This is a genomic window from Fluviispira vulneris (genome assembly GCF_014281055.1).
Lineage (GTDB): Bacteria > Bdellovibrionota_B > Oligoflexia > Silvanigrellales > Silvanigrellaceae > Silvanigrella > Silvanigrella vulneris.
In genome coordinates, this window is the sequence record NZ_JACRSE010000001.1 from 863,817 (window position 1) to 890,260 (window position 26,444).

The window sequence follows — 26,444 nt, forward strand, 5'->3', positions numbered from 1 at the left end:
TCTTTAACCTTTATCTACAGTTTTTTTCCCAGATTGGTCTTTAACAATTAAAAATCCGCCTTCAATTTTATGACAAGATCCTCGCGCGACATAAATCCAACCTAGAAAACCTTTTTTTGCAGCTCCCCCAATATTACCAGCACATTCATAAGGCTGAGTCTTTGCAAACTTTTTACCAAAAGCTTTTTTAACAGCCTCAATATCATCTTTTTCAACTGAACACGATGTGAGACCTTTGCATTTATTTATTCCGAAGCACTTCTCAACTTCTTGAGTGACATGTGCAGGATTGCTATTAGAACCTTCTGCAAAACACGCTAAGGTTATACCGTTCAGAGCTGCTATTAAAATGATTTCATTTTTCTTCATTTTGTCGCCTTATAATATAACTAGAGAACGATTATTTTTTCACTTTAGGCAATTTTTTAACACTGTTGTCAACAATCAAAAAACCACCAAGTGATGCACAGTCATCTTTTGAAGTATGAAACCAATTTAAATTTCCTTTACTTGCGCCACATTCAGCATGCGTACCGCATTCATGCACTTTAGCTTTAGAAAACTTTTTAGCAAATTCAGATTTTTTAACTGCATCGATATCTTCTTGTTTCACACCGCAAGCAGCTTTAGTTTTATCAGTGGATTTTGCACCACAAGCATTTGCACCCCAGCATTTAACATCTTCAGCATTTGCAGAAGCAGAAACACTAAGAGCACCCACAGCCAAACCAGCTAACGCAGCACCAACAAGCACTTTCTTATTTGACATAAAACTCTCCATTAAAGTGATAAAAAGTTAAGAATGCAAAAAAAGTAACTAAATTTTTCTGACTCCTTCACAAGTAATATTTATTGTTACGACATCTCCAACCACTGGACCTGCCTCAACGATATTTTGAAAACTCACGCCAAAATCTTTTCTTACGAGTTCAGCTGTTGCTTTAAACGCTTGAGTTATTTTTCCACTCGATTTTACTTGGCCTTTATAAGTTACTTTAAATGTAATTGGTTTAGTGACACCACGAATGGTGATATTTCCGATTAAGTCGAATTTATTATCATCTGTTTTCTTAGCTGAAGTTGATTTAAAAATCATATTTGGAAATTTCTTTGCATCGAAAAAATCCGCACTTCTTAAATGATCGTCTCTCTTTTTTACGCCAGTATCGACCGATGAGCTTATAGCACTCGCTTCAAGCTGTGTTTGTGAAAAATCTTCTGGATTGAATTTAAAATTTCCACTGAATTTCTTAAATTCGCCGGTCACTGTACTTACCACTAAGTGAGCTACTTCAAATGTTACTTTAGAGTGATCTGTATCAACAATATACTTTGCAGCACCATCTGCTTTTGCAGCGGCTTCAGCTACAATAATGCTTTCAGGATGCTTAGGTGGTATTTCATCTGAAAAAGCTGGTAAGGTAACAGAAATCGAAGCTAAATACAATGCAGCAATTTTCTTTGAAAGCATCAAAAGCTCCTATAAATAAAAAGTAATATTCATGTGATACAGATAATAATAGTAGGAAAGAATTAAAAGGAAAGTCAAACGTCAAAAACTCAACTCTTGTAGAGAGCACTCACGTCAATTCGACAGATGCCTTGGCTTGATCTAAAAATACATTAAGTCCAGGATATTTATCCCGAGCTTTTAAAGCCCAGTAGAGTTGTTTTCTAGGTTGTTCATGCCGCATAAGAATAAGTAACAAAAGCTCTTCGTCGGCTGATATTGCTTTTCGCTCTTTTTGAATTCTTTTCAATTCATAAGATGCCATAGCTCGGATCTTTTCATCGAAACCTTCGTGCTTTTTTCTAAATGCATTTAGATCATCAACTTCTGCTGTCTCTTCTCTATATTTATTCATATAATGATACCATGCTCCAGCAAGCATAGAGAGAGATGGTATTTCTTTTGAGAAAAAATTAATAAGCGAAATAATTTGTTCAAGTGAATGATCTTCTAATAGTAATGCAGCAAATTTTTCTTCTTTTTTAATATCAATTTCATTTTTATTATTACTCATAAAAGTTGAAATAATCTTTTCAATTGCTTCCTTACTTTTTAAAATTTCTTTTTTATTTTTATCACTTTTTGAAACATTTTTTTTAGGGAAAAGAAGTGCCTCTTGGCTTGATAAAGAGACCTTACGTGGTTTGCTCTTTTTTTTAATTTCTTTTTGCGGGACCAATGAATGCAAATTTTTAGCATCTCCGAGCATTCTTTTATTTCTTTCAGGAGTAATTCGCAAATTCGTCCATTTTTCTGGATCGAGAACCATGCGAATCACTAAAGTTTTTTCATGCTTCTTTGTAATACTTAGGATATTACTGGCAGAAAGCTCTTCAATCGCTAATTTTACAAGACGCTCAGGCACTCCTAATAATATTGACAATTCACCAGTGCTCGATACGATTTCTTCAATACCTGCAACTAAACAATTCAGCACATATAGAACCATTGAATAGCTACATGAACTCAAACGCGCCACAGATAAAACTTTAAACCCTCCCCGCTCCCAAAAACTACGTAAATTCACACTTGTCCCCCAAAGCTATTGATTCAATTTAAATCTCTAAATTCCGAAACGACATTTGAAACTCAGGAAAAAAGGAAAATAGCATGATACAAAGATTTTTAACAATTGCTGAACTCCCTGAACTCCGTCCTGATCCTATCCAAACTGATAAAAGTATACCAGAGCTTGAGGTCATTATACCCATAGACATCTACTGGCAGATTCAAGACATTATAAAAAATATGCGCTATGCACGTGTTTCTGATTTTTCAATCGATAGACATTGGCGTGATTTTATAAGGCTTATATATCCATGTATTTTATTAGAAAAAGATCGCTTGTGGTTTAGACGAAATGTTGGATAATATTTGATTTATTTTTTATTTTAGTAAAAAAACAAAACCCGCTTGTATGAAAACACCTGATGTAGAAATAGCCGTAGATGGATTTAAATTATATGAGACAGATGATCTTAATAAAATATCATTTAAATATAATCCCAACTCCCAGGGATTCACAGCAAATATGCTACTCAAGCTAATATCTAAGTTTGCACCAACTTCATAGATTGGACTCCAAACAGTGACACCTGAGCTTAGGTTAGAACCATCACTTGATTGAGGTGAGGTACCTGTTTTTGCTTCTTCGCGTAAGCGTAAATAACCGATTCCACCAAAAACTCCAGGCTGGATATATAAAAAGGAAGGATGACGATAACGTAGACCAACAATAATTTCTCCAGATAAGGAATATATACTTCGAGTATATTCCTGACTCACGCCAGTATTTGTTGTTACACTGCCTGAGCTTGAATTTGTAAGATATCGACCTAATGCGCCCACAGACAGTCCTAAATTTCCTAACCAAAATAACTGATTTCCTCCTAATTCAAAAAGCATTGTCTGTTGGGTTGAATAATATTTATCATATAATTTTTTATCCTCTGTAGGTGATAAAACTCCTCCAATAATAAAAATATCATAATCTGGTTGTTTAAATGTTTCTACAGTATTTTTTTTTTCGTCTGTTAATTCCTGAGCACTCGCTTCTGGAAAAATCAAGCTCATCAGTTTATGGTATGTGCTTTTCACTTGTTCAGCAGACTTTTTAATAAAACCACTTGTATAATAAATGGATTTACCAGTATATTCTAAAATAAAATTTGTTGCAGGTTTTAATTTCGGATGATCATTTAACCAAGCGGCCCACTTCTGGGCTTTAGAATAATAAAAAGAAGTTAAACCAAGGGGAGTTAAATATTCATCACGAATAATACGCCAATAAAAAACGGATTTACTGTTCACGTCACTCGATGCAGCAGTCACTACAAAACAATCTGTCTCAGTTTTTGGTAAATTTGGTGTTTTGTCTGTACTTGCCAATGGAATATTCACTGGAGAAACATAGTAAATAGGCGTGTGCGCTAAACTGTATTTTGGAAAACTGATCTGAGCATTTGTGTCATAACCATTATTAAGTGCCCAAGCCATCACCCCATATATTTCACCATTGGTTAAATTTCCTTTGCTCCAAGAAGACTGAGTTGAAGGAATATACACGGCATAATAGCAACCGACGGGGGTTCCCGTGCTATCACTGGCAAATAAAGTTGGATTCGATGTTAAAGGCACAGCTGCCGTATCTGCAGTTAAATTTGTAAATGATGAGGTTAAAGTAGAGTCAAATGGAAGAAGCGTCGATGTAGTCGTACAACCGAGAGCAGAGGATGTTCCTCCACCTAACATTGAAATATTATAAGGTGTGTAAGTACAAGTGCTCGTTGTGTTTTGCGCTGCATTATTGATAGAAACAGGATTGAGATAAAAAGTCCAACCACCAGGGTTTGCTTTACAACCTGTGGCAACACCATTCGCATCGCGGTCAAGCCAATAAAGCAAAACATAGCCAGAAAAAGTGTTGTCAGTTGTTTTTGTAAGATTCGTGCTCGTAGAATCGGCAGCTGCAAGGTTTGTTGGAGCTGCTAAATTCACCACTATGGCGCTGTCAGCCGAAGTAACTGACATAGTTGGGGGATAAAGCATGGCACCTTTGTCCGCTTGCCATGAAAATTTTAAAGAATTATTCACTGAAGAACTATATATTGGAATAATTCCCAATGCATTGTTTGAAGTGTCAATTAGATTTTGCACTTTAGCTGGTAATTTATTATTTATGCTTGCATCGGTGAAATATAAAGTAACAATTATTGTTCCAACATAAACATTATTAACAGTCCTCATTCCTGTATCATTGACTTCCACGGTCACATTATCGTTACTTTTATTTGATAAATAATAATCTTGTGGACTGCCATTATTAGTATCAACAAAACGCACTCCCCAGTTTTGATTGGAATAATCAATAGGAATTGTCGCATCTGCTGGGTTATAAAGTTTAATGCTATAAGTTAGGACTAATTTAGAAATATTATCTTTTGCCTGCACAGGAGGCATAAAGGAAGCTGTATAACTATTTGCGGCATAAACTTTCACTGAACTTGCAGAACATGTTACGTTTGTCGTTAACGTTGAATCACAAACATCGAGAGCTAAATTTGAAGTTTGAGCATAACTTAATTGAGCATTAAAATTTAAATATAAATAAAAAAAAACAAGAATTACATTTTTCACAGTTCAGACTCTTTCAGTGAATTATTTTCTTTTTAAAGAAATAATTGTTCCATTTAGTGCGCAATGATTAATAACTTGAATTGCATTCAATGCTGCACCCTTTCTTAAATTATCACTCACTATCCACAGGGATAAGCCATTTTCAAAAACGTCTGTCGTACGAATGCGACTGACATAAACTTCATCTTTGCCATGGGCTTCACGTGGTGTGACAAATAGTTCAAAATCATCTTCTTCAAGTTTAGAGCTTTCATCTATCACGCGCAAACCTGCAAATTTTGCCAGTATTTCTTTAACATGTTTAGTTGTTACCTTGTTTTTAAACTCTAAAGTAACAGATTCGCCATGCCCTACAAAGGTTGGCACTCTCACACTAGTAGCAGCCAATGGAAGATTTGTTTTTTCTAAGATTTTACGTGTTTCTGCAATAATTTTTGCTTCTTCGTCAGTGTCGCCATTTTCTAAAATTCCAGCCACAAATGGCATAACATTAAAAGCAATTGATTTGGGAAAAACATCGGATTTGCCGCAGGTGAGATCTTGGTTGACAAAAAAGCTTTGGGATTCTTCAGTCAGGGTTTCCACTCCAGGTTTGCCTGCACCCGAAACACTTTGATAGGTTGATACGATAGCACGTTTAAGTGAAAATTCTTCATCTAAAGCTTTTAAAACCATAACGAGAGGAATTGTACAGCAATTTGGACTTGCTATAACAGGAAATTTTGCAATTTTTTCATACGAAAGTGTATGGCCATTGACTTCTGGCACAACGAGTGGAACGTCCGGATGAGCGCGAAATGCCGATGATTTATCTATGCAAAGGATACCTTTCTCAGCAAGTTTTGGAATATATTCTTGTGAAATAGCTGCATCGGTAGCGAACAACAATGCATCACATTCAAGCATAGAATCTAAATGAATTTCTTCAATTGTTACCTTAGTATTTCTAAAATTGAAAACTTTACCAGCAGAACTACGAGAAGCATACATCTTTAATTTTTTAACTTTGAATCCTGAAAAATCATCGGCAAGAATATCAAATGCAGTTTGCCCAACAACTCCGGTGGCACCAACAATTCCAATGGTCAATTCTAACATGTACGTATGCTCCAAAAAATTAATTAAGATTCCTCTGAATTATTTCCAGCTTCAAAAAGTTCTTCTTCTTCCTCTGCTCTATCTTTGCGTGTGAATAACCATAAAATGGGTCCATGTGAACAATAGATAATTAAAAGCAATGCTAAAGAAACAACAAATTGAATATTAAAAAATAATGCAAATATAATTAAGACCGCTGCAAAAACACGGAAAGGTCTTTTTCTCGGCAAACGAATTGCCTTATGACTTATATATTCAAATGTTGAGATCATGCCAAGGGCTAATAAAAAAGTAATTATGAGAAGAGTTGTATTTCTTACATCTACACTCGTCAATGCCTGCGCAAGAGTCACTTCCCAATGAGCATGATCGACATTTGTCCAACTTGCGAGTTCTTGTTGAGCCATAATAAAAACGGCTAAAGGAGCTGCAGCCATAGGAATAGGGATACCTGTAAAATTACCGTTTGCTCTGCCCATTGAACTTTGCACATTAAAACGTGCCAATCGTAAAGCTCCACAGGCTGCAAAAATAAATGCAACACAAAAACCAAGCCTAAAAAATTCATTCAAACCATAGTTATAGATAACAACCGCTGGCGCAACACCAAAAGAAACAAGATCACACAAAGAGTCGAGCTGTACACCAAATGAACTTTGAGTATGGGTTAACCGCGCAACACTACCGTCCAAACCATCACATATTCCTGCAGCCAAAATTGCATATGCAGCAAAGACGAAATTTTGCATTTCTCCACTTATCCTGCCATCTATGGAGTACTTTATTGCAAGTAAACCAAAAAATAATGAGGTGGCAGTGATAAGGTTGGGCAACAAATAAATACTTGATTTGACACGCCGTCTTTTTTCAGTAAAAGACGTTACATTAAGTTGTCCTTTGTCATTAAAATTTTCATCTCGCATATCGCTATTCATTTATTTAATCCTTCATTTAATTTTATGACTGGGCCAGGTTCTCTTCCATATTCAGGAATAAGCGAGTCAACAAATATTCTATCTTCATTTCGTGCATGTAAAAGACTTGCCAAAAGATCAAAAAAAGTAACAAAACCTGTGGATTCATCATCTTCTTGATAATCACCCAATTGCTCAATAAACTCATGTTCTACAGACATTTTGCGACATATTTCAAGGAGCTCTGGGGTTAAAAATGTTTTCACTGGCAAGAGATTGATCGGCAATCCCATTTTTAATCCATTGGCAAAAGCGCATCCGAGGCGCAAACCTGTAAAAGACCCAGGGCCTGTGCCGACAAGCAATGTTTTAATTTCGTGAGATTTAATGGAAAATCTCTCCAACGTTTTAGTGTATAAGTGAAAAAGATTTTCCGCAGTTTTTCCTTTCACTCGTGAGAAGATCAAGTCTTCAAATTCAAGTAATTCTATATTGTCATCACGAATTTGAGTCATCTTTGAATTCTTTATGAGAGTATAATAATCAAGCTCATTGAAAGATGATGAAAAAATAAGATCACTTTTAAAGAGAGCAATCCCCACACCTCTTCTATGCGTAAGAATAAGGGCAAAGGGGAATTCAAGTTGAGAAAACACAAAATATCCTTTAGATTAAAAGCGTATCAAGCGCAAAATATCATTATAAAATACCACAACAAAAAGTCCTAAAAGAATAAGTATTCCAGCTCGCTGAACGCCTAATTGAATTGATTTTGGAAGTGGCTTGCCATATGCCGACTCAACCGCATGTAGCAGCAATGCACCACCATCAAGGGCAGGTAAAGGCAGGAGATTCATCATTCCAACATTTATGCTTATAAATGCCATGGTAAAAACAAAAGTCATCAATCCACCTTTAGCTGCATCACCAGCAACACCTGCAATGGCAATTGGTCCGCCAAGGTTAGACAAAGGGATGGAACCTGTCACCAGCATTTTTATGCTTGTCAATGTCAAGCTCATTTGACTGAGCATAGAATGAAAGCCTTTTTCAAACGCATCTAAAATTGAGTTTGCTTTAAATAAAACAGGCTTTAAAGCTACATTTTGAGTCATAAATTGCAAAGGAAAATCCAAAAATAAATGTTCTCGATTAAGATGATCAACGCCCTGGCGCAAAGGAATGCCACAATTTAATGATGCCTGTGTGCCATTTGCACGAATCACATCCATTTTAATATTTGCTTTGGCTAATTTATCGCTCTGCTGCATAGCACTTTTTGTTAATTTATCGAGCCAAATATAAAATTGAGACAGAGAAAGAATCCTGCCATATCCTTCTACAGCATAAAGGGTATCTCCTGGACTTAATCCACAGCTTTTCCAACCTTCTTGTGCAGATATCAATTTGTTTCCTTTTGGTAATTCAGAAAATAAGGAAACGGTTTGGTCCGTTGAAAGAAGATCTTTAGCCCAAGGAATGTCTTGCAATTTTTTATGTTTTAAATAATTTTCTGCCCAGTTTTTTAGTTTATTATCTGTTAATTTAAAATTAATTGTTAATAACTCTGTTTTACTATTTTCTCCCTTTCGTTCAATCACAAATACTATTGGAGAATTAGGAGTGTATTTATTATTTTTAATATTTTGAGCTAGAGTATATTCTGACTTAGAATTTGTTGTTCTTCGCATTGCATAAATAACTTCATATAGATAATTAGTTTCTTTTCCATTTATTTTAAGAATTTTGTCCCCACTTTTTAAACCCAAGCTTGCAAAAAATGAGTCTTTAATTACTACAATATTTGGTGAATTAAATGAATTCACTATGCCTATCCGGCCCACAAATTGTGTATTGCCAAAAATAGTTTCAACTTCTTCTTTTTTTGGAATAAGTTCGAGCTGTACATCTTTTCCGTCTCTTTCAATAACGACAGCTAATTTATTTTCTGCATTTTTTGAAATAACTGATGACAATTGTGACCAATTTGCTACCTCTTTTTCATTGATTTTTAGAAATTTATCTCCTGTTTCTAAGCCAAAACTTTCTGCTACTGAGTCAGGTAAAACAGAAATAACAGGAAGTTCCTGAGGAATACCAAATACACTAATTCCAGTTAATACAAAAAAACTTAAAATAAAATTTGCAAGAGGCCCTGCAAAAGAAACAATTGCTCTTTTATAAACTTTTGCATGTAAAATAGATTTTTCTCTATTTTCCATGGGAATATTTTCTTCAATATCAGCCCCATAAAATCGAACATAACCACCAAGAGGAAACCAATTGATTCTGTAATCTGTAGTCCCTTTTTTGATTGAAAAAGCTTTTGGTCCAAAACCTATACTAAATTCTTCGACTTGAATTCCAAAAATTTTGCCTGCGACAAAATGTCCAAGCTCATGAACAAATACGACAACTCCTATAAGAATAATAAAGGCAATAATCGTATTTGAAAATATTGTCTGTAGAATTTCCATCTACACAATCCTTTCTCATCTCAGCCAAGAGTCATGTTGAATGATTTTTCTGCTATTTGCTCAGACGTTCTACCAAAACGTCTTTCTCTTAAAGAATACATATGTAACAGCTCTACCATTTTTTCTGAATCAAAATCTGGCCACAATATATTGTCAAAAAAGAGCTCAGCATATGCTATTTGCCACAATAAAAAATTGCTGACACGATACTCACCACTTGTTCTGATAAACATATCTAATGGAGGAAGACCGTTTGTATCTAGAGATTGCTCGAATATCTTTTCATTTATATCATTTGGTTTGAGTTCTTCTTGCTGAACTTTTTTGACAATTTTTTTCACGGCACGCAGTATTTCCCCTTGCGCACCATAACTTAATGCAATGCATAAATGCATACCTGTATTATTTTTTGTGTCTTTTTCTAAATTCTCAATTAACTCGACTATGTCTTTAGATAATTTAATGCGATTCCCAATAACTCTAAATTGAACATTTTTCTCGACAATCCGTTTGTGTTCTTTTCGGATATACCACCTAAGAAGTCCCATAATTCCATATACTTCTTCTTCTGGCCTGCACCAATTTTCTTCTGAAAAAGCAAATAGAGTTAAAGCTTCTATTCCTAAATTTCCGCAAAGTTCTGTGATTTCTTGAACTCTTTCAACCCCTTTATGATGACCCGAAATACGGGGCAGAACTCGCTTTGTAGCCCAACGTCCATTCCCATCCATCACAATTCCAATGTGCTGAGGAAGTTTAAGAGGATTTAAGTTCCATTTATCACAATAACTATTCATGATTTATGCCTGTGAAAAACTGCAATGTTAGACAAATAAACACATCAATGTTAAGTAAATCTCAGTGTTTGACAATTCTCAAGATTACGAATCTGCAATCTGACACATATAAATACTCGAGATCAAGCTTCTGGTGAAGTCAATTTTAAAAATTGACAGCCAGATTCTATGCCATTAGCTTAGCAAAAGCTCATTAGAGCCTAACCCAGTCTGACATGTGTAGGAATGATAAAAATATGGCAAATGATATCCAAAAGACTAAAAAAGCAAGTTTGAGCACTCAAGGTTATAGAGGAACTCGAGACTTTTTTCCTGAAGATCAACGCTTAAAAAATTACGTTTACACAAAAATTCACACTGTCATGCATTCTTTTGGATATGAAGAATATAACGGCCCTATTGTTGAGCATCTAGAACTTTATGCAGCAAAATCAAGTGAAGAAATTGTTCGCGAGCAACTTTATTCTTTTAAAGATAAAGGAGATAGAACTCTTGCCATTCGTCCCGAAATGACACCAACTCTTGCAAGAATGATAGCCTCTAAACAAAAAGAGCTTACTCGCCCAATCCGTTGGTACAGTATTCCGACCTGCATGCGTTTTGAACGCCCGCAACGCGGCAGATTGCGTGAATTTGATCAACTCAATGTTGACTTATTCGGTGGCATCCCACTCGATGAAGATGTGGAAATTATCCTCACTGCTATTGAAGTTCTTAAAAGTGTTGGGGCGACAGATGATCAATTTACAGTTAAAGTAAATCACCGTGGAATCATAAACGCATTTCTTGATCATAATTTAAGCGTTTCTAAAGATATCATTCCACAATTATTACGTCTTCTCGACAAAAGAGATAAAATTTCTTCTGAAGTTTTTCATGCAGAGTGTAAAAAACTTGAATTAGATGAAAAGAAAATTCAAAGTCTTGAAGTCTTTCTCAATTCTTCGATTGAAGAAATTATTCAAATACTCAAGGAAAACTCTCTAGATGCAGTTGAACTTAAAAAAAGAATAGATATTTTAAAAGAGCTAACCAACTCGCACTGCGTCAAATTTTCTCCTGATATAATGCGCGGATTCGATTATTACACCGGCATGGTTTTCGAAGTTTTTGATAACCATCCTGACAATAACCGTGCACTTTTTGGAGGGGGTCGTTATGACAATCTTGTTGGTGCATTTGGTGGGGATGAGTTGCCAGGAATCGGCTATGGGATGGGTGATGTGGCTATTTTAAACTTTATGGAATCTCACAATCTCACTCCGAAATTAAAAAAAGAAACCGATGTATGTGTTCTTCGTTTTTCAGAAAATGACAGACTGGATTCTCTCAAAATTGCCACTATTTTAAGAAATTATCAAATTAAAGTAGAAGCGCCTGTTGCACAGAGTAAATTTGGCAAACAAATTCAAAATGCAGAAAAATCTGGAGCAAAAGCAGTTGTATTTCGTGGCAATGATGAACTACAAAACAATTTATTTGCAGTTAAATGGCTTAATTCAGGTGAACAAGAAACTTTTGCAAATGAAAAGAAAGGTTACGAACAATTTATTCATAAATTAAAAAATATTTAATAACTTCGCAGAAACCATTGAATGATTTGAAAGAAATCCGAGTAAAAGCAATTCTCATTTAAATAAATATCATCATACAAAACCCATTCAACTTTAGCAATATTTTTTCCTGCCGTTACCTTAGGGTACGGTACGTCATTTAATTCGAAAAGAAATGTATGTGAAATCGTTTTTTCTAAAGGATTTCTTCCGGCATAATCAAAAGTTCCTTCTTTTTTATAATATTGCCTTAATTTTTCTGGAGAAATACGAAGTCCCGTTTCTTCCAATAAAGCACGAGCAACACACTCAAAATAAGATTCATTTGTTTTGGGTGTGGCCTCTGGCAGAGAATATAAATTTTGTGAAAATATTTCTTTTCTTTTAACAAATAAAAAATAACCTCCACAAGCTATAATTGCATTACAAACTGTTTTTTCAGGTTCTTTTTTCATATGTAACTTTAATGATTCATAAGCATTAAATTTGGCTTTTAATATTTTATAGTCTTCAGTTCTTTTAAATTTTTTTAAATAAGGTATAACTCCTTCAGGAATATGCTCATATAATGCTACAGTTTTATCTCTTAAAAAATAATTCATGCGAATATCTGTGGCATTGATTCCCATATAATTTCCTGTTTCCATAAATTTCCAATTTGGAAAAAGGCGTAAATAATACGATGAAGAATCTTTCTCGTGACCAATTATTGCAATTGATTTATCAGATCCAACCTTTTTTTCAACTTCATTAATAATATTACTTTTCCAAATATCTTCATTATAAAGCCTGTCCCGTATACAGATAAACTGAATTTTCTTTAATTGTGCAGGGGAAAGAGCAGATTGAATCATTGCAATGCGTTCTTCGGCTGCCCAAGGACCGCGTATCGATGCTGACATCCGATAGCTACCTAAAATAATGATAAGCTGCTGTGCACTTTGCAAAGCAATTCTCACACTATTTACATGTCCTTTATGAAAAGGCTGAAAACGACCTATAAACACCGCAACATCAAATTTAAATGATTTTTGCTTTACCATGAAAACTCCTCTCACTCAGACCAATACAATAACACTTACCGTATTAAATTTAGGACTTCTAGTGCTTGACACTTATATACAACAGTAATACAGTCCTGCCATCATTCGTTAGTCTACGAATGCCGTATTTCTAATCATAAGAAGGAATTCTGTCATGAAGATTGCTTCAACAAAAAAATGGGCACTTGTTGCAGCCCTCGCATGTTCCCCTTTGATCTCGCTTGCAGCAAATGCAACGACACCCATCCCTCAAACTGCAAAGAAAAGTACAGTGACCTTCAAAAACGACGAAGAAAAAGCAGGATATATTATAGGCCATCAATTTTCATCTAGCATCAATGGCTCTGATTTTAAAATTGACAAAAAAGCATTGCTCAAGGCTTTTGATGAAGGTTTAAATGGTAAGAAATCTGAGTTGACTGAAAAAGAATCTCAAGAATTCATGCAAAAATATTTAACTGAACAACAAAAACTTATTGGTGATAAAAACCAAAAAGCAGGCGAAGAATTCTTAAATAAGAATAAGAAAGAAAAAGGCATCGTAACTCTTCCGAGTGGTCTTCAATACAAGATCGTTTCTGAAGGAAAAGGTGGAAAACCAAAAATAACAGACACTGTGACTGTTAATTACGAAGGTACTTTAATCAATGGTAAGGTTTTTGATAGCTCCTATGAACGCGGTCAACCTGCAACATTCCCTGTCAACGGTGTGATCAAGGGCTGGACAGAAGCACTCCAACTTATGCCTGAAGGTTCTACTTGGATGCTTTATATTCCTGCTTCTCTAGCATATGGCGCTCAGTCTCCATCCCCAAATATTGGACCAAACTCTACACTTGTATTTAAAGTGAACCTCGTTTCTATTGCTAAACCTGCAGCACAGGCTCCAGCAAATGAAAATGTAAAAAAATAATTAAAATTTAAATATTTTTTTTATATTAAAAGGCATCCTTTTCAGGATGCCTTTTTCGTAATCAATTTATAAATAAACTTTTTTATAAATATAAATTGTTTTGCCGTGAATCTGAAATAAATTTAAAATCATTTCCGTAAGTATCATGTCCTTCTATAGTTAACTTAAAGTAGACATCTGCTGAGACACGTGTACAGCCATTGCAATAACTTTGTGTAACCAATGCCAAATCATTTTTCTGAAAAGAAGCAAAACTAAAATATGAGCCATCTAAATTAATGCTATCTATAAAATTTGGTTTATGTTTTAAGGAGATAAGATCCAATACTTGAAATTTTCTCCCGTATTTAAAGTTATAATTTATACCAACATCATAGTTGTTGTTAGAATTGTATTTCAAACTTGGAGAATTATCGTAATAACCGCGAACTAAATTAAAGCTCTCACGATTGAATTTAAGAGGTTTCAACCCTGTCGTATAATGCTCACCAAATGTTGTATCTGTCATAGAAAAACTACTTAAACGATAGTGATAAAGATTGGGATAAACTTCAACCTTTGGCGAAACTCGAATTACAGAGCGAGTTGATGCAGTGAATCCAAAACCAGTACTTTTTTCTTGCACAAGATGAAAAAGATTTTCATTGGGATATATAATTTTATCTGAACTTTGAATTGTTAAAAATCCGTTATCACTCGTTTTAATCGTTTTTATTTCGCCTGATTTATTGATATAATCAATCTTCCCACCTATAATAATATTTTCACCCCCATTGCTCGAAGTAAAAAACAATTTGTGATTATTATAAGAATCATTCGTAGGAGAATTCATACAACGGGAGAATTTATTTTTCGTTTGCGAAACACTGTATGTACTGTTTCCTTTATTTTGTTCAATAAATTGATTTGTATTTCCACGTCTTACAAAAATTTGCACAGCTTCATATACTTCATTTTCATCAACTGTGATTTTTTTATAGTTTTTATCTGTAATAGAGAGGCTTGGAAATAATGGAATATTATGTTTGCCATTTGCATACATTCTTTTCTCTGAACAAATAGTTCCCATATTAAGAGAGGCATAAACTTCATCATACATAGATAAATCGAGCACATTTTTTGGTATAGTTTGGTACTTTATTTGATCTAATTTGATCAATTTTGAGTCATTTCCATTATAATACGCTATCTTAATTTCATCTGACCCTTTTTGGTCGTTACTTTGTGGAGAAAAAACAATTTTATAAACACAACTTTGTGAAGGGGAAAGTTCTCCATCACAAGAATTATGCAATATTTGTAAAGGATAAGTCAAAGGTAACGGTTCAACACGTATATAATCTGAGCGACTCGTATTTGTAATTGTTACAATTGATTCTCTCTTATCTCCTAAATGTGCATTTAGTTTCTGGGTAGAAATTAGATATGATAAATTAGAAAGCTTGAGTAAATTATTTCTACTTTCCTTTTTTTCAGAATTTATATCACTTGTCGCTTGAAAATTTTTTCTTGAATGAGTTCTTTTTGTTGAAGAGTTTTCATTCGGTAAAACGTCTTCCGCACTGATTTGTGAGCAATAAAGAATAGAAGAGATGATCATTAACTTTGGTAACAATATTTGTCTTACGCTTAGCATATTCATTTCCTCATACAGTTGAAATGCTTATATAAAATTTTAAAATTATTTATATTTTTAAAAAGTTAATATTTTTTCATATCCATCTCTCCTTTTTTTAACAAATTAAACGCTTCTTATTAATTTTTTAATAAGACAATACTTTTTAAAGATTAAAAAAACTAAATATTAAATTGGTTTAAAGTGTTTACTTATGTTAACTCTTTCATTACCATTTACATATTATAAAATAATTTTTAAAAACACAATTATAAATTTCAATATTTATTATTAATTTAATAATAAATATTCACATTAATAATATAATTAACAAATACATTGCCTTATAAAAAAATTTACTCACCAAATGCCCCAGACACAACATATTGCAAAATAGCTTTGAAAATCATATAGTCCAATAGAGTTTTTAAATTGTTATCCAAACAGGTGCTATATTATATATTTCAACAAGATTGTCAAAATAATATCAAAAAAAAGAGCTTAAAAATGTTTCATAAAACATCTATACAGAATTTTGAAAATTTATTGCAAGAAAGGAGAGATTTATGATGAAGATATTTAATAATTTCACATTTATAATTTGTGCAGCTATGATATCTCAAAGTGCTTCTGCAGAGATGAGCACATTGCAAACGATCAAGATTTCAGCTCTGCATCCACAAAATTGGGGCTATATCTCTTCGAGTATTCAAATAAATGACAGAAATTGGATTCCATTTAATGAAGAGATCACACTCCCTATTTCTATTGGCAATAAAATTGATCTGAATGTTTATGCTATGAATTCTAAATCAGAGCTGGACTCGAGCTGTTTAAAAATAGAGATTAAGGAACAAAAAAAAATTCATTTGTTTTTTGAATTAAAACAGGATTGGAAAATTCATTGTTTCTTTGGTTACATAAAATAGAGAATTTGCTCAGTCATTTGCTCTGTAGTCACTGCTTTTTCTTTGTCTATACATATATCCGAGGTTCTATAACCTGCTCGCAAAGCTTTTTGGATTGCATTTTCTATACATTGAGCTTCCTCAACTAATTCAAATGAATGTCTTAAAAGCATGGCGAGTGACATGATCTGCGCAATTGGGTTTGCAATATTTTTTCCTGCAATGTCTGGAGCAGAGCCACCTGAAGGTTCATACAAAGCAAATCCAGTTTCATTAAAACTTGCTGAAGGCATAAGCCCTAAACTTCCTGGAAAGGCTGCAGCCGCATCGGAAAGAATATCTCCAAATAAATTTGCTGTTACAATAACATCAAACTGCGATGGATTGATAAAGAATTGCATAGCACAATTGTCAACCAACATATGTTCTAAAGTTACAGTGGGATATTGTTTACCGACCTCGGTAACCACCTCTCTCCACAATTTTGAAGTATCCAAAACATTTGCTTTATCAACCGATGTCACTTTACGCTTGCGCCCAAGGGCAATTTTAAAACTTTGATGAGCAACTGTTTCAATTTGCTTTTCATTGTATTCACAAAGATCCGATGCTTTCCTCAACTGATTTTCAATAAATGTTCTATGCTCACCAAAGTAAACATCTCCTAAAAGCTCACGCACAATGACGATATCAATTCCTTCTCTTATAATAGTATCTTTTAATGGGCAGATATCTTTTAATTCAAAGTAAACTTTTGCTGGTCGAATATTAGAACTAAACTGAAATTCTTTTCTTAATGAAAGTATAGAATTTTTTTCACAATCTTTCCATTTAGCAAGATGGGATTCTTGAATTGGTCCACCCACAGAACCAAACAAAATTGCATCTGCTTTTTGGCATATGAATTTCGTTGATTCTGGGAAATGACTGCCAAATTTTTCATAAGCTGCTCCACCTACATGACCATAATTAATGTCAAACTGGTGGTTAAATTTCTTTTCAATACCACGCAATACTTGTATTGCTTGTTCCATAACTTCTGGTCCGATTCCGTCACCAGGTAAAACTGCAATTTTTTTATTCATTATATTGTCCTATTTAATTTTGGTATAATATTTTTTTGCATTTGTTCTTGCTTAAATTTTTTAATTTTTTCTTTGAAAGAAAGTAGATAAACTATTTCATCAAATCCATTAATGAAACATGATTTTTGAAAATCATCCATATTAAAATGATAAACATCTCCACATTTAGATTCGATTTTTGAGCTATGTAAATCGATTTTTAATATATATTCATTTTGTTTTGATTTTTCTAAAATTTTATTTATTTCGCTTTCTGAAAGCTGGATTAGAATAAGACGATTTTTTAAACTATTTCCAGCAAAAATATCTGCAAATGATTGGGCAATTATTACTTGTATACCATACTCTTTTAACGCCCAAACGGCATGTTCGCGTGACGATCCACATCCAAAGTTATTTTTTGTAACTAAAATCTCAGCATCTTTATATTTTGTATCATTAAAGATAAAATCAGGTGAATTTTCACGCAACCTTTTAAAAAGATTTTCACCATAGCCTTTGCGAGTCACTGAAGTTAAATATTGAGCAGGAATGATTAAATCTGTATCTACATCACTCATCTCAAGTGGAATACATTTTCCTGTTATTAATGCTTTACTTTCCATATCTAAAACCTTTTTTTAAAAATATTTTGTAGGTGAACAGATTTTTCCTTCGATCGCACTTGCTATAACTGTTGCAGGAGAAGCTAAATGGGTAAAACTCCCAGTTCCCTGCCGTCCTACAAAATTTCGATTTGTAGAACTAATGCATCTTTTCCCTGCTGGTACTTTATCATCGTTCATACCTAAGCATAACGAACATCCGGGCATACGAAAATCAGCACCTGCTTCTAAAAATATTTTATCGAGACCTTCTTTTTTTGCCTGTTGCATCACACCCTCAGAGCCAGGAACGATAAACAACGTAACAGATGGGTGGACTTTTTTATTTTGAATAATTTTTGCGCATATTCTGAGATCTTCAATTCTTCCATTCGTGCATGAACCTATAAATGCCCAATCAATTGGAATATCTCTCATTTTCATTCCACCTTTAAGATTCATATAATCTAAGGCTTTTTCATACATTATTTTTTCATTATGTGATATTTCAGACTTTTCAGGAATTTCTTTAGAAATTCCTATTGCTTGTGAAGGATTTGTCCCCCATGTTACCATAGGTTCTAATTCTTGTATATCAACAATAACTTCAGAATCATATTTACAATTTTCATCACTTCTAAAAGAATTCCAATAGTTTACTAAATATTCCCAATCTTCTTCAACAGGTGCAAAAGGTCTTTGTGATAAATATTGATAAGTTGTTGCATCGGGTGAGATAAGACCTGCTTTTGCTCCACATTCTATACTCATGTTACAAATGGTCATTCGCTCTTCCATGCTCATTTCTCGTATGACTTGTCCTGTATATTCAATAATATAACCAGTTCCACCTCCGATGCCTATTTGAGCTATCAACTTCATGATAAGATCTTTTGCAAAGACTCCCTTTTGTATTTTCCCACGGAATTCCACCTTCATAACTTTAGGTTTATTTAATAATAAACATCCAGAAGCTAAAACATGCGATAATTCTGAGGTCCCGACTCCAAATGCTAAAGTTCCAAATGCACCGTGAGTTGCTGTGTGAGAATCACCACAAATTAATGTCATTCCAGGTTGTGTGATTCCAAGCTCCGGTCCTATCACATGCACAATTCCCTGATATCCACTTTCAAAGTCATAAAATGGAATCGAATTTTTTTTGGCATTGTATCTTAACAATTCAACCTGATTTTTAGCTGCTGTATCATATATTTCTGTTCTATTTTTCCGAGTTGGAATACTGTGATCAATTGTGGCTATACACTGATGAGGAAACATGATTTCAATATTTCGATCTTTGAGAGTCTGGAATGCCTGTGCAGATGTAACTTCATGTAAAAAAGCAAAATCAATTGCACAAACTGAAGATTGTCCTGGAGTTTCATTTATTAAATGTGCATCCCAAATTTTTTCAACTATATTTTTATTCATCTGCCGATCCTCAATTTGTTTTGACATAGGTTCTTCGAATATACATATGATTTGCTGCATCAATCAATGATTTTAAAGCAGATATTTCAATATCAAAGTCTTCACCGATTCCAGTATAAATTTTATTGTCTTGATCTTCAATCATGGTTTTAGATCGATTTATTGCATTCACACCTTTTTCAATAGACTGACTGGAGTATCTTCCAATTTTCATATCAGGAATAAATTTCACTATAGCATTATATAGAGCAGTGTATACAGAGCCATCTTGTGAGTGAGTGAAATAAAATTTTTTATTTTCTCCAAAGAAATCGCCTTCAATTTCTATTGAATTATTATTATCCGATTTAGCATAATTAAAATTGTGAATTTTTATTGGTTTTCTATATTCAATATAAGTGCTAATTAACTCTGAATCGGTAATTCCTTTTCGTCTGTCTGAATGAAAATCTTTTATAAATTGGGCAATGTTTGCCTTTTCCTCTTCACGACAAATATAGCCAAACTCTTCAATTATGTCTTTGGCATGATTTCCACCACTAAAAGGGCCAAACAAAAATGAAATTTTCTTACCTATTTCATTTGGGTCAAACGGCTGATATGATAAAGGATTTTTTATAATTGCGTTTGTATGACCTCCTGAAGAGTGCTTTGCCGCATTTTCTCCTGTAATTGGCCAATGCGGTTGACGTTGCAGCATATTTATACTGACAAAGTCAGAAATTGCTTGCAAATGTTCAATTTTAACATTTGTATAGTAATGCATTTTATTATTTTCGCACGCTCCAAATTTTTTAAGAAACATAATTGTTTGCTCTAAAGAAACATTACCAGCTCTTTCGCCAATGCCATTAAAACAACCCTCTATTTGTGTGGCTGGACCATAGATTACTGCGTTGATCGAGTTCTCGAGTGCTAAGCCAAAATCATTGTGGCAGTGAGCCGACCAAGTAATTTTTTTATTAGGAAATTCTTTTTCAATAATTTTTGCATGATCATTCATTTTTTCTACAAAATATTCACGTCCCTGTAATTTACAAGCTCCGCCAATTGTATCAGGACAATTTATTATAGTTGCACCAGCATCTATAGCAGCTCTGATTAAATCAGTTACAAAATTAAAATGCTCACCCATCCTAGAATATCCTTCTGGACTGAACTCGACTTCGACATCTGCTTGCGTTGCAATTTTAATATAATTGTAAACATCTTTTATTATTTGTGAGAAATTTTTTCCATAATCACCCAAGGCAGACATCAGTTGTGAATCCACTGGCACATATGTATGTAAACGTGCTCTGCCATATTTAATTGCTGGTTCAAGAGAACGAACAGTAGTTGCAATTTGATTTTCTCTAAGTTGACAGAGAGCAGCAATAATAGGACTTGTTTTATTTTCTACAACTTCTTTTGCAACAGAATGGACGATCATATAATCTAATTTACTTGCACTTGGAAAACCAACTTCAATAATATCAATATTTGCTTTTGCTGCCAATTTTGCATATTCAATATTATTTTCGAATGACATTCCTGCACCTGGGCACTGTTGTCCATCTCTTAAGGTTGTATCAAATATTTTTATCTGACGTGATTGCATAACAAACTCCATTCTAAATTTCATGTTAAATAATACAATTGTGTTAATACATTCGAAAAATTATTAAGAAAGTATATATTTTATTTTATAACAAATATGATAATATTAAATTTTAAAAAAAGATTGTTTTAATTTAGTAGAGATAGATCTAGATAAGATAGGAGGAGCATTGAGGATTTGTAATATGGTTTAATTATATCGAAACTATTATTTTTCTGTATGCCCTTCATTTTACATCCCTCATTATAATCCACGAGATATTACTATCCGGTCAGTCATATGCATGTATCTATCATAAGTTTTTTTTTATGTAAAGATTTTCATTAAAAATTTATTTTTATTAAATATTGACGATAAAAATTTTTTATAACGTCAATTAATTAGCACCACTTTCTAATTTATGTTAATCAAGATATAAATTGAAAATAATGAATTTTAGAGGAATAAATATTTTTGTAATTTAACTTAATATGATCGATTTGGAGTTACAATGAAGAAATTAATTGGATATTCTAATTCTAATCATATTCTCATTAAAAATAAGAATTTATTTCATAAAAAATCATTGGAAAAAAATATATTTAATTTAAAAAATATTTTGCATATAAATGATCTCGCAAAAGATCTTACTGATAATTGGCTCGAAGTGCTGCGCAGTAAAAGTTTAATTCAAGATATAATTGCTGCAATAACTGTCGCTTCAGTTGCACTCCCCCTCAATATTGCACTTGCTGTTGCCTGCGGACTGCCAGCAAGTACTGGGATCATAGCCGGCGCCGTAGGCGGAGGGATAGCGGCTTTATTTGGTGGATCTGCTTTGCAAGTAACAGGACCTGCTGCAGCCCTAAGCTTTATGATTTTATCCATTACCAAGGAATTTGGTGCAGTGGGTGTTGCTGGAGCTTGCATTATTATTGCAATTATTCAGTTCTTACTGAGTTTATTAAAAGCAGGAAGATTTATCAAATTTATGCCTGAAGCCGTTCTCGTCGGATTTACGACTGGAGTTGGCTTGAGACTGCTTGACAACCAATTTCCTGAATTACTTGGATTTAATAGTAGTGTTTTTGCAATTTCAAAAATTTTTAACAGAAGTGATTGGCTACATGAAGTTTCATGGCACGCTGTTGTCTGTGGCCTTGTTGTTGCATTGCTTGTCACGTCTTGCAAACAGTTTAAACGCTTCCCTGCTGCCTTTGTTGGAATTGTTATCGTCACAGAAGTGTCCACAAGATTAGACTGGAGCATTCAAAGAGTTGGTTCAATTCCTTCTTTTTTACCTTTACCGAGTTTGCCATTGCTCAGTTTAGACAGATGGATTCAACTTCTTGCTCTTGCAATTCCCTTAGCTTTCCTTGCTTCAATTGAGTCATTGCTTTCCGCTCAAGCTATTGACCGAATTTCACATAGTAAAAAGAGTCACAATTCAAACCTCGAGCTCTTTGGCCAAGGCTTTGCCAACTTAGGTTCAGGATTATTCGGCGGTATGCCCGTTTCGGGAGTCATTGTTCGATCGAGTGTCAATGTCCAATGCGGAGCGAAAACGAGACTGTCTTCTCTTCTTCATGCAGTTCTTCTGTTGGTATGCATATTCTATTTGGCAGATACGATGGCGTCCATTCCTTTAGCAGCACTCGCTGGTTTGCTGTGTGTGATCGGTCTGAGACTTGTTGAATTTAAAACTTTTTTTCATTTACTCAAAGCTCAAAAATTTGCAGCTCTCTCTTTTGCCCTGACCATGATTGGCACTGTTTCAGGACATCTTTTATGGGGGCTTTTAAGTGGTATTCTTGTATTTTCTTTTGGCTATTGGCTTAAAAAGCCCGAGAAAAAAACTGAGATTTCTCCACTCAAATCGAAAAATATTCGTGGCCATTTACCAAGTCGAATAAAGGTTGAGTATAAAAAACCAACACATTATACACTGCCAATAGAAAATCAAAATTGGCTCACACAAATTCGTGAAAAAGCATATATAACGGCCTCCGCATTCGTTCATCAAAAAGCATCTTTGATCGGGCGTATTGTTTTAGGGGATCATGTTCATATTGCAGCAGAATCTTCAATCCGTGCCGATGAAGGAACACCATTTTTTATTGGTTCAAATTCTAATATTCAGGATGGAGTTGTTATCCATGCTTTGAAAGAAAAATGGGTAAGCGTTGGCGGCGAAGACTGGGCAGTGTATATTGGAGAAAATGTATCTGTTGCTCACCAGGCACTCGTCCATGGTCCATGTTTTATAGGGGATAATTCCTTTATTGGTTTTCAAGCAATTGTTCATGATTCTATCATCGGTTCGCATTGTTATATTGGTATCGGAGCCATCGTTGTTGGAGTCGAAATTCCCGCTGGACGTTATGTCCCGCATGGAATGGTTGTCGATTCTCTCGATAAAGTTGATATACTCCCTCAAGTTACAGATGCACATATGAATTTCAATGAAGATGTCGTTGATGTGAATAAAGGGCTAGTCGCAGCTTATAAAAAACACAATGGTCATTTTGATACCAATAAAAAGAATTTAGAAAATACAAGTATGAAATGGAAAAAGACGCCCTATAAATTTTAATTGAAAAGGGAGATTAAAAATGACTGAGCATATGCTCATTGGTTTTTTAACTGGCTTTGCCTTTTATCTTTTATACATTACTAAAAAATGCAGATTTCAAGTCAATGAAGGTTCAGTCGCCATTCTAACAAGTTTTGGCAGAGCCTTATTGATAAATAAAGAAACAAAACAATTAAAAACTTTTTTACCAGGATTGCATTTTAAATGGCCATGGCAAAGGGAACATAAAATATCGATCATGGAACAAATGATTGATTTGTCAAATAATGAAGGCGCACCAATGGCAATGGTAGCAGATGGGACATTGTTAAGACTCGATGCAAAATTAAGATACAGTCCACTTAAAACAAATCTCTATGAATATTTATTTACTATGGAAAATGCTACTGAGCATATCAAAAGTTTATTTACTTGCTTGCTACATAATGAAATAGCAAGTTTTGAAAATAAAAATAGCACTTTTAAAAAATCTCAAGAGGGATCTTATGCAGCTCTCAGAAGAGATCGTCAACAATTGAATCAACATATTCAAGAATTTTTTACCTTAAAGATGGGTGAAAATTACGGAATTCATTTTGATGGTGTCGACTTAACGGATATACTTCCACCAGATGAACTGGCAAACGCACTCAATGGCGTGATCAATGCACAAAGCGAAGCTCAGCGATCTTATGCACAGACAGAAGGAGAGTGTGAACAGCGTTTAATTGCGGCGAAAAAAGGGATAGCTATTGCGCGGGCAAAAGCAAAAGCAGTAGAAGAAGAAATCACGACTCTCGCTCAAATATTAGAAGAATTGCAAAATAATGGAACGTTACAACAATATCTAGAACGTAGAAAAGTAGAAGTTTTTTCAGAATCTAAGCTCTCTTATATTAAGAGGTAATTATGAAACACGAAATTTTACAAATTATTCTTGGAATCGTTCTCGGAACTATCGCTATACCCCTCATTTTTTTATTTTGCAAAGCTTTTATCATTCAGGTTGATAATGAAACAAATATATTAATGTGTCGCTTCGGTAAGCTTATAAAAATTTATACCAAACCCGGTTTACATTTTTGTTTGGAAAAAATACTGCCAACCTGTCAAACCATTTCTGTTTCTTTAAAAAAAGATTTTCGAACTTTTGAAGAAATCCACATAAATGATCTTTCTGGCACAACAATTATAATAGATCTGTGGGTTGAATTTAATATCACCAGTCCAGTAAAAGCTGCATTTCAAGTTGAAAATTTAGAAAAATCATTACAAAGTACTTTAACCAGTGCTGCAACGTCTATTTTAGGAACTCTAGAATTCAAGCAGATATTAAGTAACAGAAATGCATTGAATCAAAAAATAAAAGATGAGATCAAAAATGAAACTTTGCGTTGGGGCATCACTGTTGATAAGATTTTTATTAGTAAACTTAGCCTCTTACCAGAAGTTTCCCAACAACTTTTTGATACAGTTGCTGCTCGTTTGGAAAAAGCAAAAGCAGATATCGAAGAAGTTGGCCGACTCGATGCACAATTACTCGAAGCGGAAACTGCGTCGAAGGTGGCAGCATTGGTGGCTGAAGCAAAAGGACAATACAGTTTGTCCATTGGTAAAGCTTATCAAAAACTCGCACAAAATCCTGAACTTTTTGAGGCATATACAAGACTATACGAATATTCACTTATAAAACCACATAGAACAATTGCATTTCAGGGATTTGCAAATGAAGAAATGATTGCTATGCAAGGATCATTACCACAAATTTTATCTTATGACGAAACACATTCAATCCCCCCTCATACCCAAAATCATTTCATGCAGAATATTTCGCAAAAAAACTCATTCTCACATAAAAAAAATGAAATTTCCCCAGAAAGTTAACAGATAAACACAATTTTTTATTTATTATTATTTAAAATTTTTAAGATTATTCTATTATTTATAATCATTTTTTATATTTAAAAATATAATAAAATTAATTTGCTATTTTTGTTTTTTTTTATTACTTTTTTGTTACCAAGGCCTTGGTAATTTCCACCATCTGTATATTTTTGGCATCGAATAAAATAGGATTAAATCATGAAAAAATCTTTAGTTTCTTCACTATTATTCTGCTCTGTTTCCTTAATTCAATTTTCTGCTCACGCTAGCAATATTGGTTCTTATTTATTCTGTGTCAATAAAGAAAATTCAAGCGACTGGAAATGGGCGCCCATTACTCCAAAAGGTGTACATGAATTCGAAAAACGCGGAGCCTCGGGTAGCAAAAGAGGCACTTGGGTAGATGGCACTCCTTCCTTAAATTCCTATTTGCATCCTGTCCTTGAGGTTTCAACCATTTATAAAGATGTTGATGAAGCTAAACAATTTTGTACCTCTCTCCAAAAAATATGTACAAAAAGTTATGGTGAAGATTATTCGCACATAGGCACTTCTGGTGGAATTATTCCAGCATTCTTTTGGAATTATATTGGAGTAAACTATTATGGGGAAAATAAAGATAAAATAAAAAGCTCAGCATGTGAAAATTGGACTTATACCGAATTCCCAAACAAAGGTGGAGTCGATGCTAAACTGATAAAAGCGATTAAAGATACAGTTAAAGAGGGAGATATTACCCCTATTAAAGATTTAGTTTTGGAAAAGTAAATCTTTATTTTTTTAAAATTTGCAACAGTTATACCAGAAAGCCCTAAATCGTTGCAAATTGAAAACTAAAAATT

At 33.9% G+C, this 26,444-nt stretch carries 24 protein-coding genes; 8 read left to right on the forward strand and 16 right to left on the reverse strand.

Annotated features, from left to right (window positions below; translation table 11 throughout):
- Positions 1–3: 3 nt before the first annotated feature.
- The 4 genes from H7355_RS03490 to H7355_RS03505 form a co-directional block, all read right to left on the reverse strand.
- Positions 4–369 carry a hypothetical protein gene (locus H7355_RS03490; RefSeq protein WP_186645242.1) on the reverse strand — a complete coding sequence of 122 codons (366 nt, stop codon included), beginning with the start codon at positions 367–369 and terminating at the stop codon, positions 4–6.
- 31 nt (positions 370–400) lie between these two features.
- Positions 401–769 carry a hypothetical protein gene (locus H7355_RS03495; RefSeq protein WP_186645244.1) on the reverse strand — a complete coding sequence of 123 codons (369 nt, stop codon included), beginning with the start codon at positions 767–769 and terminating at the stop codon, positions 401–403.
- A gap of 48 nt (positions 770–817) precedes the next feature.
- A complete protein-coding gene (locus tag H7355_RS03500) occupies positions 818–1,471 on the reverse strand; it encodes a YceI family protein (protein WP_186645246.1) in 654 nt (217 codons plus the stop codon).
- A 109-nt stretch (positions 1,472–1,580) separates the two neighbouring features.
- The gene (locus H7355_RS03505) at positions 1,581–2,537 is read right to left on the reverse strand and encodes a hypothetical protein (protein WP_186645248.1); all 957 of its coding nucleotides are present in this window, start codon (positions 2,535–2,537) and stop codon (positions 1,581–1,583) included.
- An 83-nt stretch (positions 2,538–2,620) separates the two neighbouring features.
- On the opposite strand from H7355_RS03505, the gene H7355_RS03510 reads away from it, so the two are divergent.
- Positions 2,621–2,881, forward strand: a complete 261-nt coding sequence (locus H7355_RS03510; RefSeq protein WP_186645250.1) for a hypothetical protein — start codon at positions 2,621–2,623, stop codon at positions 2,879–2,881.
- Between the two features lie 15 nt (positions 2,882–2,896).
- Here the strand turns inward: H7355_RS03510 and H7355_RS03515 are convergent, their stop codons facing one another.
- From H7355_RS03515 to H7355_RS03540, 6 genes are read right to left on the reverse strand one after another with little or no spacing between them, the layout of a single operon-like run.
- Complete coding sequence (locus tag H7355_RS03515) at positions 2,897–5,146, reverse strand: hypothetical protein (RefSeq protein WP_186645252.1); 2,250 nt, start codon at positions 5,144–5,146, stop codon at positions 2,897–2,899.
- A 21-nt stretch (positions 5,147–5,167) separates the two neighbouring features.
- The gene (locus tag H7355_RS03520) at positions 5,168–6,244 is read right to left on the reverse strand and encodes an aspartate-semialdehyde dehydrogenase (protein ID WP_186645254.1); all 1,077 of its coding nucleotides are present in this window, start codon (positions 6,242–6,244) and stop codon (positions 5,168–5,170) included.
- Between the two features lie 23 nt (positions 6,245–6,267).
- Entirely contained in the window at positions 6,268–7,179 is a 912-nt protein-coding gene (gene pssA / locus H7355_RS03525) for a CDP-diacylglycerol--serine O-phosphatidyltransferase (protein ID WP_186645256.1), read from the reverse strand.
- Complete coding sequence (locus H7355_RS03530; protein WP_186645258.1) at positions 7,176–7,814, reverse strand: hypothetical protein; 639 nt, start codon at positions 7,812–7,814, stop codon at positions 7,176–7,178. The genes pssA and H7355_RS03530 overlap by 4 nt, the downstream gene beginning before the upstream one ends.
- 15 nt (positions 7,815–7,829) lie before the next feature.
- Positions 7,830–9,635, reverse strand: a complete 1,806-nt coding sequence (gene rseP, locus H7355_RS03535) for an RIP metalloprotease RseP (protein WP_186645266.1) — start codon at positions 9,633–9,635, stop codon at positions 7,830–7,832.
- Positions 9,636–9,655: 20 nt separating this feature from the next.
- Complete coding sequence (locus H7355_RS03540; protein WP_186645268.1) at positions 9,656–10,432, reverse strand: isoprenyl transferase; 777 nt, start codon at positions 10,430–10,432, stop codon at positions 9,656–9,658.
- 236 nt (positions 10,433–10,668) lie between these two features.
- Between H7355_RS03540 and hisS the strand changes: the two genes are divergently transcribed.
- A complete protein-coding gene (gene hisS, locus H7355_RS03545; protein WP_186645270.1) occupies positions 10,669–12,006 on the forward strand; it encodes a histidine--tRNA ligase in 1,338 nt (445 codons plus the stop codon).
- Here the strand turns inward: hisS and H7355_RS03550 are convergent.
- Positions 12,003–13,028: an NUDIX domain-containing protein gene (locus H7355_RS03550; protein ID WP_186645272.1), complete on the reverse strand. Its 1,026-nt coding sequence runs from the start codon at positions 13,026–13,028 to the stop codon at positions 12,003–12,005. The genes hisS and H7355_RS03550 overlap by 4 nt on opposite strands.
- Positions 13,029–13,182: 154 nt before the next feature.
- On the opposite strand from H7355_RS03550, the gene H7355_RS03555 reads away from it, so the two are divergent.
- Positions 13,183–13,941 carry an FKBP-type peptidyl-prolyl cis-trans isomerase gene (locus H7355_RS03555; protein ID WP_186645274.1) on the forward strand — a complete coding sequence of 253 codons (759 nt, stop codon included), beginning with the start codon at positions 13,183–13,185 and terminating at the stop codon, positions 13,939–13,941.
- Positions 13,942–14,023: 82 nt separating this feature from the next.
- On the opposite strand, the gene H7355_RS03560 is transcribed toward H7355_RS03555, so the two are convergent.
- The gene (locus tag H7355_RS03560) at positions 14,024–15,577 is read right to left on the reverse strand and encodes a hypothetical protein (RefSeq protein WP_186645275.1); all 1,554 of its coding nucleotides are present in this window, start codon (positions 15,575–15,577) and stop codon (positions 14,024–14,026) included.
- A gap of 545 nt (positions 15,578–16,122) precedes the next feature.
- On the opposite strand from H7355_RS03560, the gene H7355_RS03565 reads away from it, so the two are divergent.
- Complete coding sequence (locus H7355_RS03565) at positions 16,123–16,485, forward strand: hypothetical protein (protein ID WP_186645277.1); 363 nt, start codon at positions 16,123–16,125, stop codon at positions 16,483–16,485.
- Here the strand turns inward: H7355_RS03565 and leuB are convergent.
- From leuB to H7355_RS03585, 4 genes are read right to left on the reverse strand one after another with little or no spacing between them, the layout of a single operon-like run.
- Positions 16,473–17,549: a 3-isopropylmalate dehydrogenase gene (gene leuB / locus H7355_RS03570; RefSeq protein WP_186645279.1), complete on the reverse strand. Its 1,077-nt coding sequence runs from the start codon at positions 17,547–17,549 to the stop codon at positions 16,473–16,475. The two genes, H7355_RS03565 and leuB, sit on opposite strands and share 13 nt — an antisense overlap.
- Positions 17,549–18,154, reverse strand: a complete 606-nt coding sequence (gene leuD / locus H7355_RS03575; protein ID WP_186645281.1) for a 3-isopropylmalate dehydratase small subunit — start codon at positions 18,152–18,154, stop codon at positions 17,549–17,551. The genes leuB and leuD overlap by 1 nt, the downstream gene beginning before the upstream one ends.
- A gap of 15 nt (positions 18,155–18,169) precedes the next feature.
- Entirely contained in the window at positions 18,170–19,567 is a 1,398-nt protein-coding gene (leuC, locus tag H7355_RS03580; RefSeq protein WP_186645398.1) for a 3-isopropylmalate dehydratase large subunit, read from the reverse strand.
- A 10-nt stretch (positions 19,568–19,577) separates the two neighbouring features.
- Complete coding sequence (locus H7355_RS03585; protein ID WP_186645283.1) at positions 19,578–21,167, reverse strand: homocitrate synthase/isopropylmalate synthase family protein; 1,590 nt, start codon at positions 21,165–21,167, stop codon at positions 19,578–19,580.
- A 490-nt stretch (positions 21,168–21,657) separates the two neighbouring features.
- Here H7355_RS03585 and H7355_RS03590 point away from each other — a divergent pair, with 490 nt between their 5' ends.
- The 4 genes from H7355_RS03590 (at position 21,658) to H7355_RS03605 (ending at position 26,370) form a co-directional block, all read left to right on the forward strand.
- Positions 21,658–23,739, forward strand: a complete 2,082-nt coding sequence (locus tag H7355_RS03590) for a SulP family inorganic anion transporter (protein ID WP_186645284.1) — start codon at positions 21,658–21,660, stop codon at positions 23,737–23,739.
- 19 nt (positions 23,740–23,758) lie between these two features.
- Positions 23,759–24,625 carry an SPFH domain-containing protein gene (locus H7355_RS03595; protein ID WP_186645286.1) on the forward strand — a complete coding sequence of 289 codons (867 nt, stop codon included), beginning with the start codon at positions 23,759–23,761 and terminating at the stop codon, positions 24,623–24,625.
- Positions 24,626–24,627: 2 nt separating this feature from the next.
- A complete protein-coding gene (locus H7355_RS03600; RefSeq protein ID WP_186645288.1) occupies positions 24,628–25,602 on the forward strand; it encodes an SPFH domain-containing protein in 975 nt (324 codons plus the stop codon).
- Between the two features lie 198 nt (positions 25,603–25,800).
- Positions 25,801–26,370 carry a hypothetical protein gene (locus H7355_RS03605; RefSeq protein WP_186645290.1) on the forward strand — a complete coding sequence of 190 codons (570 nt, stop codon included), beginning with the start codon at positions 25,801–25,803 and terminating at the stop codon, positions 26,368–26,370.
- Positions 26,371–26,444 lie beyond the last annotated feature (74 nt).

What these genes read in the sequence shown, in the direction of transcription:
- H7355_RS03565 (WP_186645277.1), top strand. Translation starts at nt 16,123, where the DNA reads ATGATGAAGATATTTAATAATTTCACATTTATAATTTGTGCAGCTATG.
- H7355_RS03550 (WP_186645272.1), bottom strand. Translation starts at nt 13,028, where the DNA reads ATGGTAAAGCAAAAATCATTTAAATTTGATGTTGCGGTGTTTATAGGT.
- H7355_RS03600 (WP_186645288.1), top strand. Translation starts at nt 24,628, where the DNA reads ATGAAACACGAAATTTTACAAATTATTCTTGGAATCGTTCTCGGAACT.
- leuB (WP_186645279.1), bottom strand. Translation starts at nt 17,549, where the DNA reads ATGAATAAAAAAATTGCAGTTTTACCTGGTGACGGAATCGGACCAGAA.
- hisS (WP_186645270.1), top strand. Translation starts at nt 10,669, where the DNA reads ATGGCAAATGATATCCAAAAGACTAAAAAAGCAAGTTTGAGCACTCAA.
- H7355_RS03595 (WP_186645286.1), top strand. Translation starts at nt 23,759, where the DNA reads ATGACTGAGCATATGCTCATTGGTTTTTTAACTGGCTTTGCCTTTTAT.
- H7355_RS03605 (WP_186645290.1), top strand. Translation starts at nt 25,801, where the DNA reads ATGAAAAAATCTTTAGTTTCTTCACTATTATTCTGCTCTGTTTCCTTA.
- H7355_RS03560 (WP_186645275.1), bottom strand. Translation starts at nt 15,577, where the DNA reads ATGCTAAGCGTAAGACAAATATTGTTACCAAAGTTAATGATCATCTCT.
- rseP (WP_186645266.1), bottom strand. Translation starts at nt 9,635, where the DNA reads ATGGAAATTCTACAGACAATATTTTCAAATACGATTATTGCCTTTATT.
- leuD (WP_186645281.1), bottom strand. Translation starts at nt 18,154, where the DNA reads ATGGAAAGTAAAGCATTAATAACAGGAAAATGTATTCCACTTGAGATG.
- H7355_RS03510 (WP_186645250.1), top strand. Translation starts at nt 2,621, where the DNA reads ATGATACAAAGATTTTTAACAATTGCTGAACTCCCTGAACTCCGTCCT.
- H7355_RS03590 (WP_186645284.1), top strand. Translation starts at nt 21,658, where the DNA reads ATGAAGAAATTAATTGGATATTCTAATTCTAATCATATTCTCATTAAA.
- H7355_RS03555 (WP_186645274.1), top strand. Translation starts at nt 13,183, where the DNA reads ATGAAGATTGCTTCAACAAAAAAATGGGCACTTGTTGCAGCCCTCGCA.
- leuC (WP_186645398.1), bottom strand. Translation starts at nt 19,567, where the DNA reads ATGAATAAAAATATAGTTGAAAAAATTTGGGATGCACATTTAATAAAT.
- H7355_RS03540 (WP_186645268.1), bottom strand. Translation starts at nt 10,432, where the DNA reads ATGAATAGTTATTGTGATAAATGGAACTTAAATCCTCTTAAACTTCCT.
- H7355_RS03585 (WP_186645283.1), bottom strand. Translation starts at nt 21,167, where the DNA reads ATGCAATCACGTCAGATAAAAATATTTGATACAACCTTAAGAGATGGA.
- H7355_RS03490 (WP_186645242.1), bottom strand. Translation starts at nt 369, where the DNA reads ATGAAGAAAAATGAAATCATTTTAATAGCAGCTCTGAACGGTATAACC.
- H7355_RS03495 (WP_186645244.1), bottom strand. Translation starts at nt 769, where the DNA reads ATGTCAAATAAGAAAGTGCTTGTTGGTGCTGCGTTAGCTGGTTTGGCT.
- H7355_RS03520 (WP_186645254.1), bottom strand. Translation starts at nt 6,244, where the DNA reads ATGTTAGAATTGACCATTGGAATTGTTGGTGCCACCGGAGTTGTTGGG.
- H7355_RS03500 (WP_186645246.1), bottom strand. Translation starts at nt 1,471, where the DNA reads ATGCTTTCAAAGAAAATTGCTGCATTGTATTTAGCTTCGATTTCTGTT.
- pssA (WP_186645256.1), bottom strand. Translation starts at nt 7,179, where the DNA reads ATGAATAGCGATATGCGAGATGAAAATTTTAATGACAAAGGACAACTT.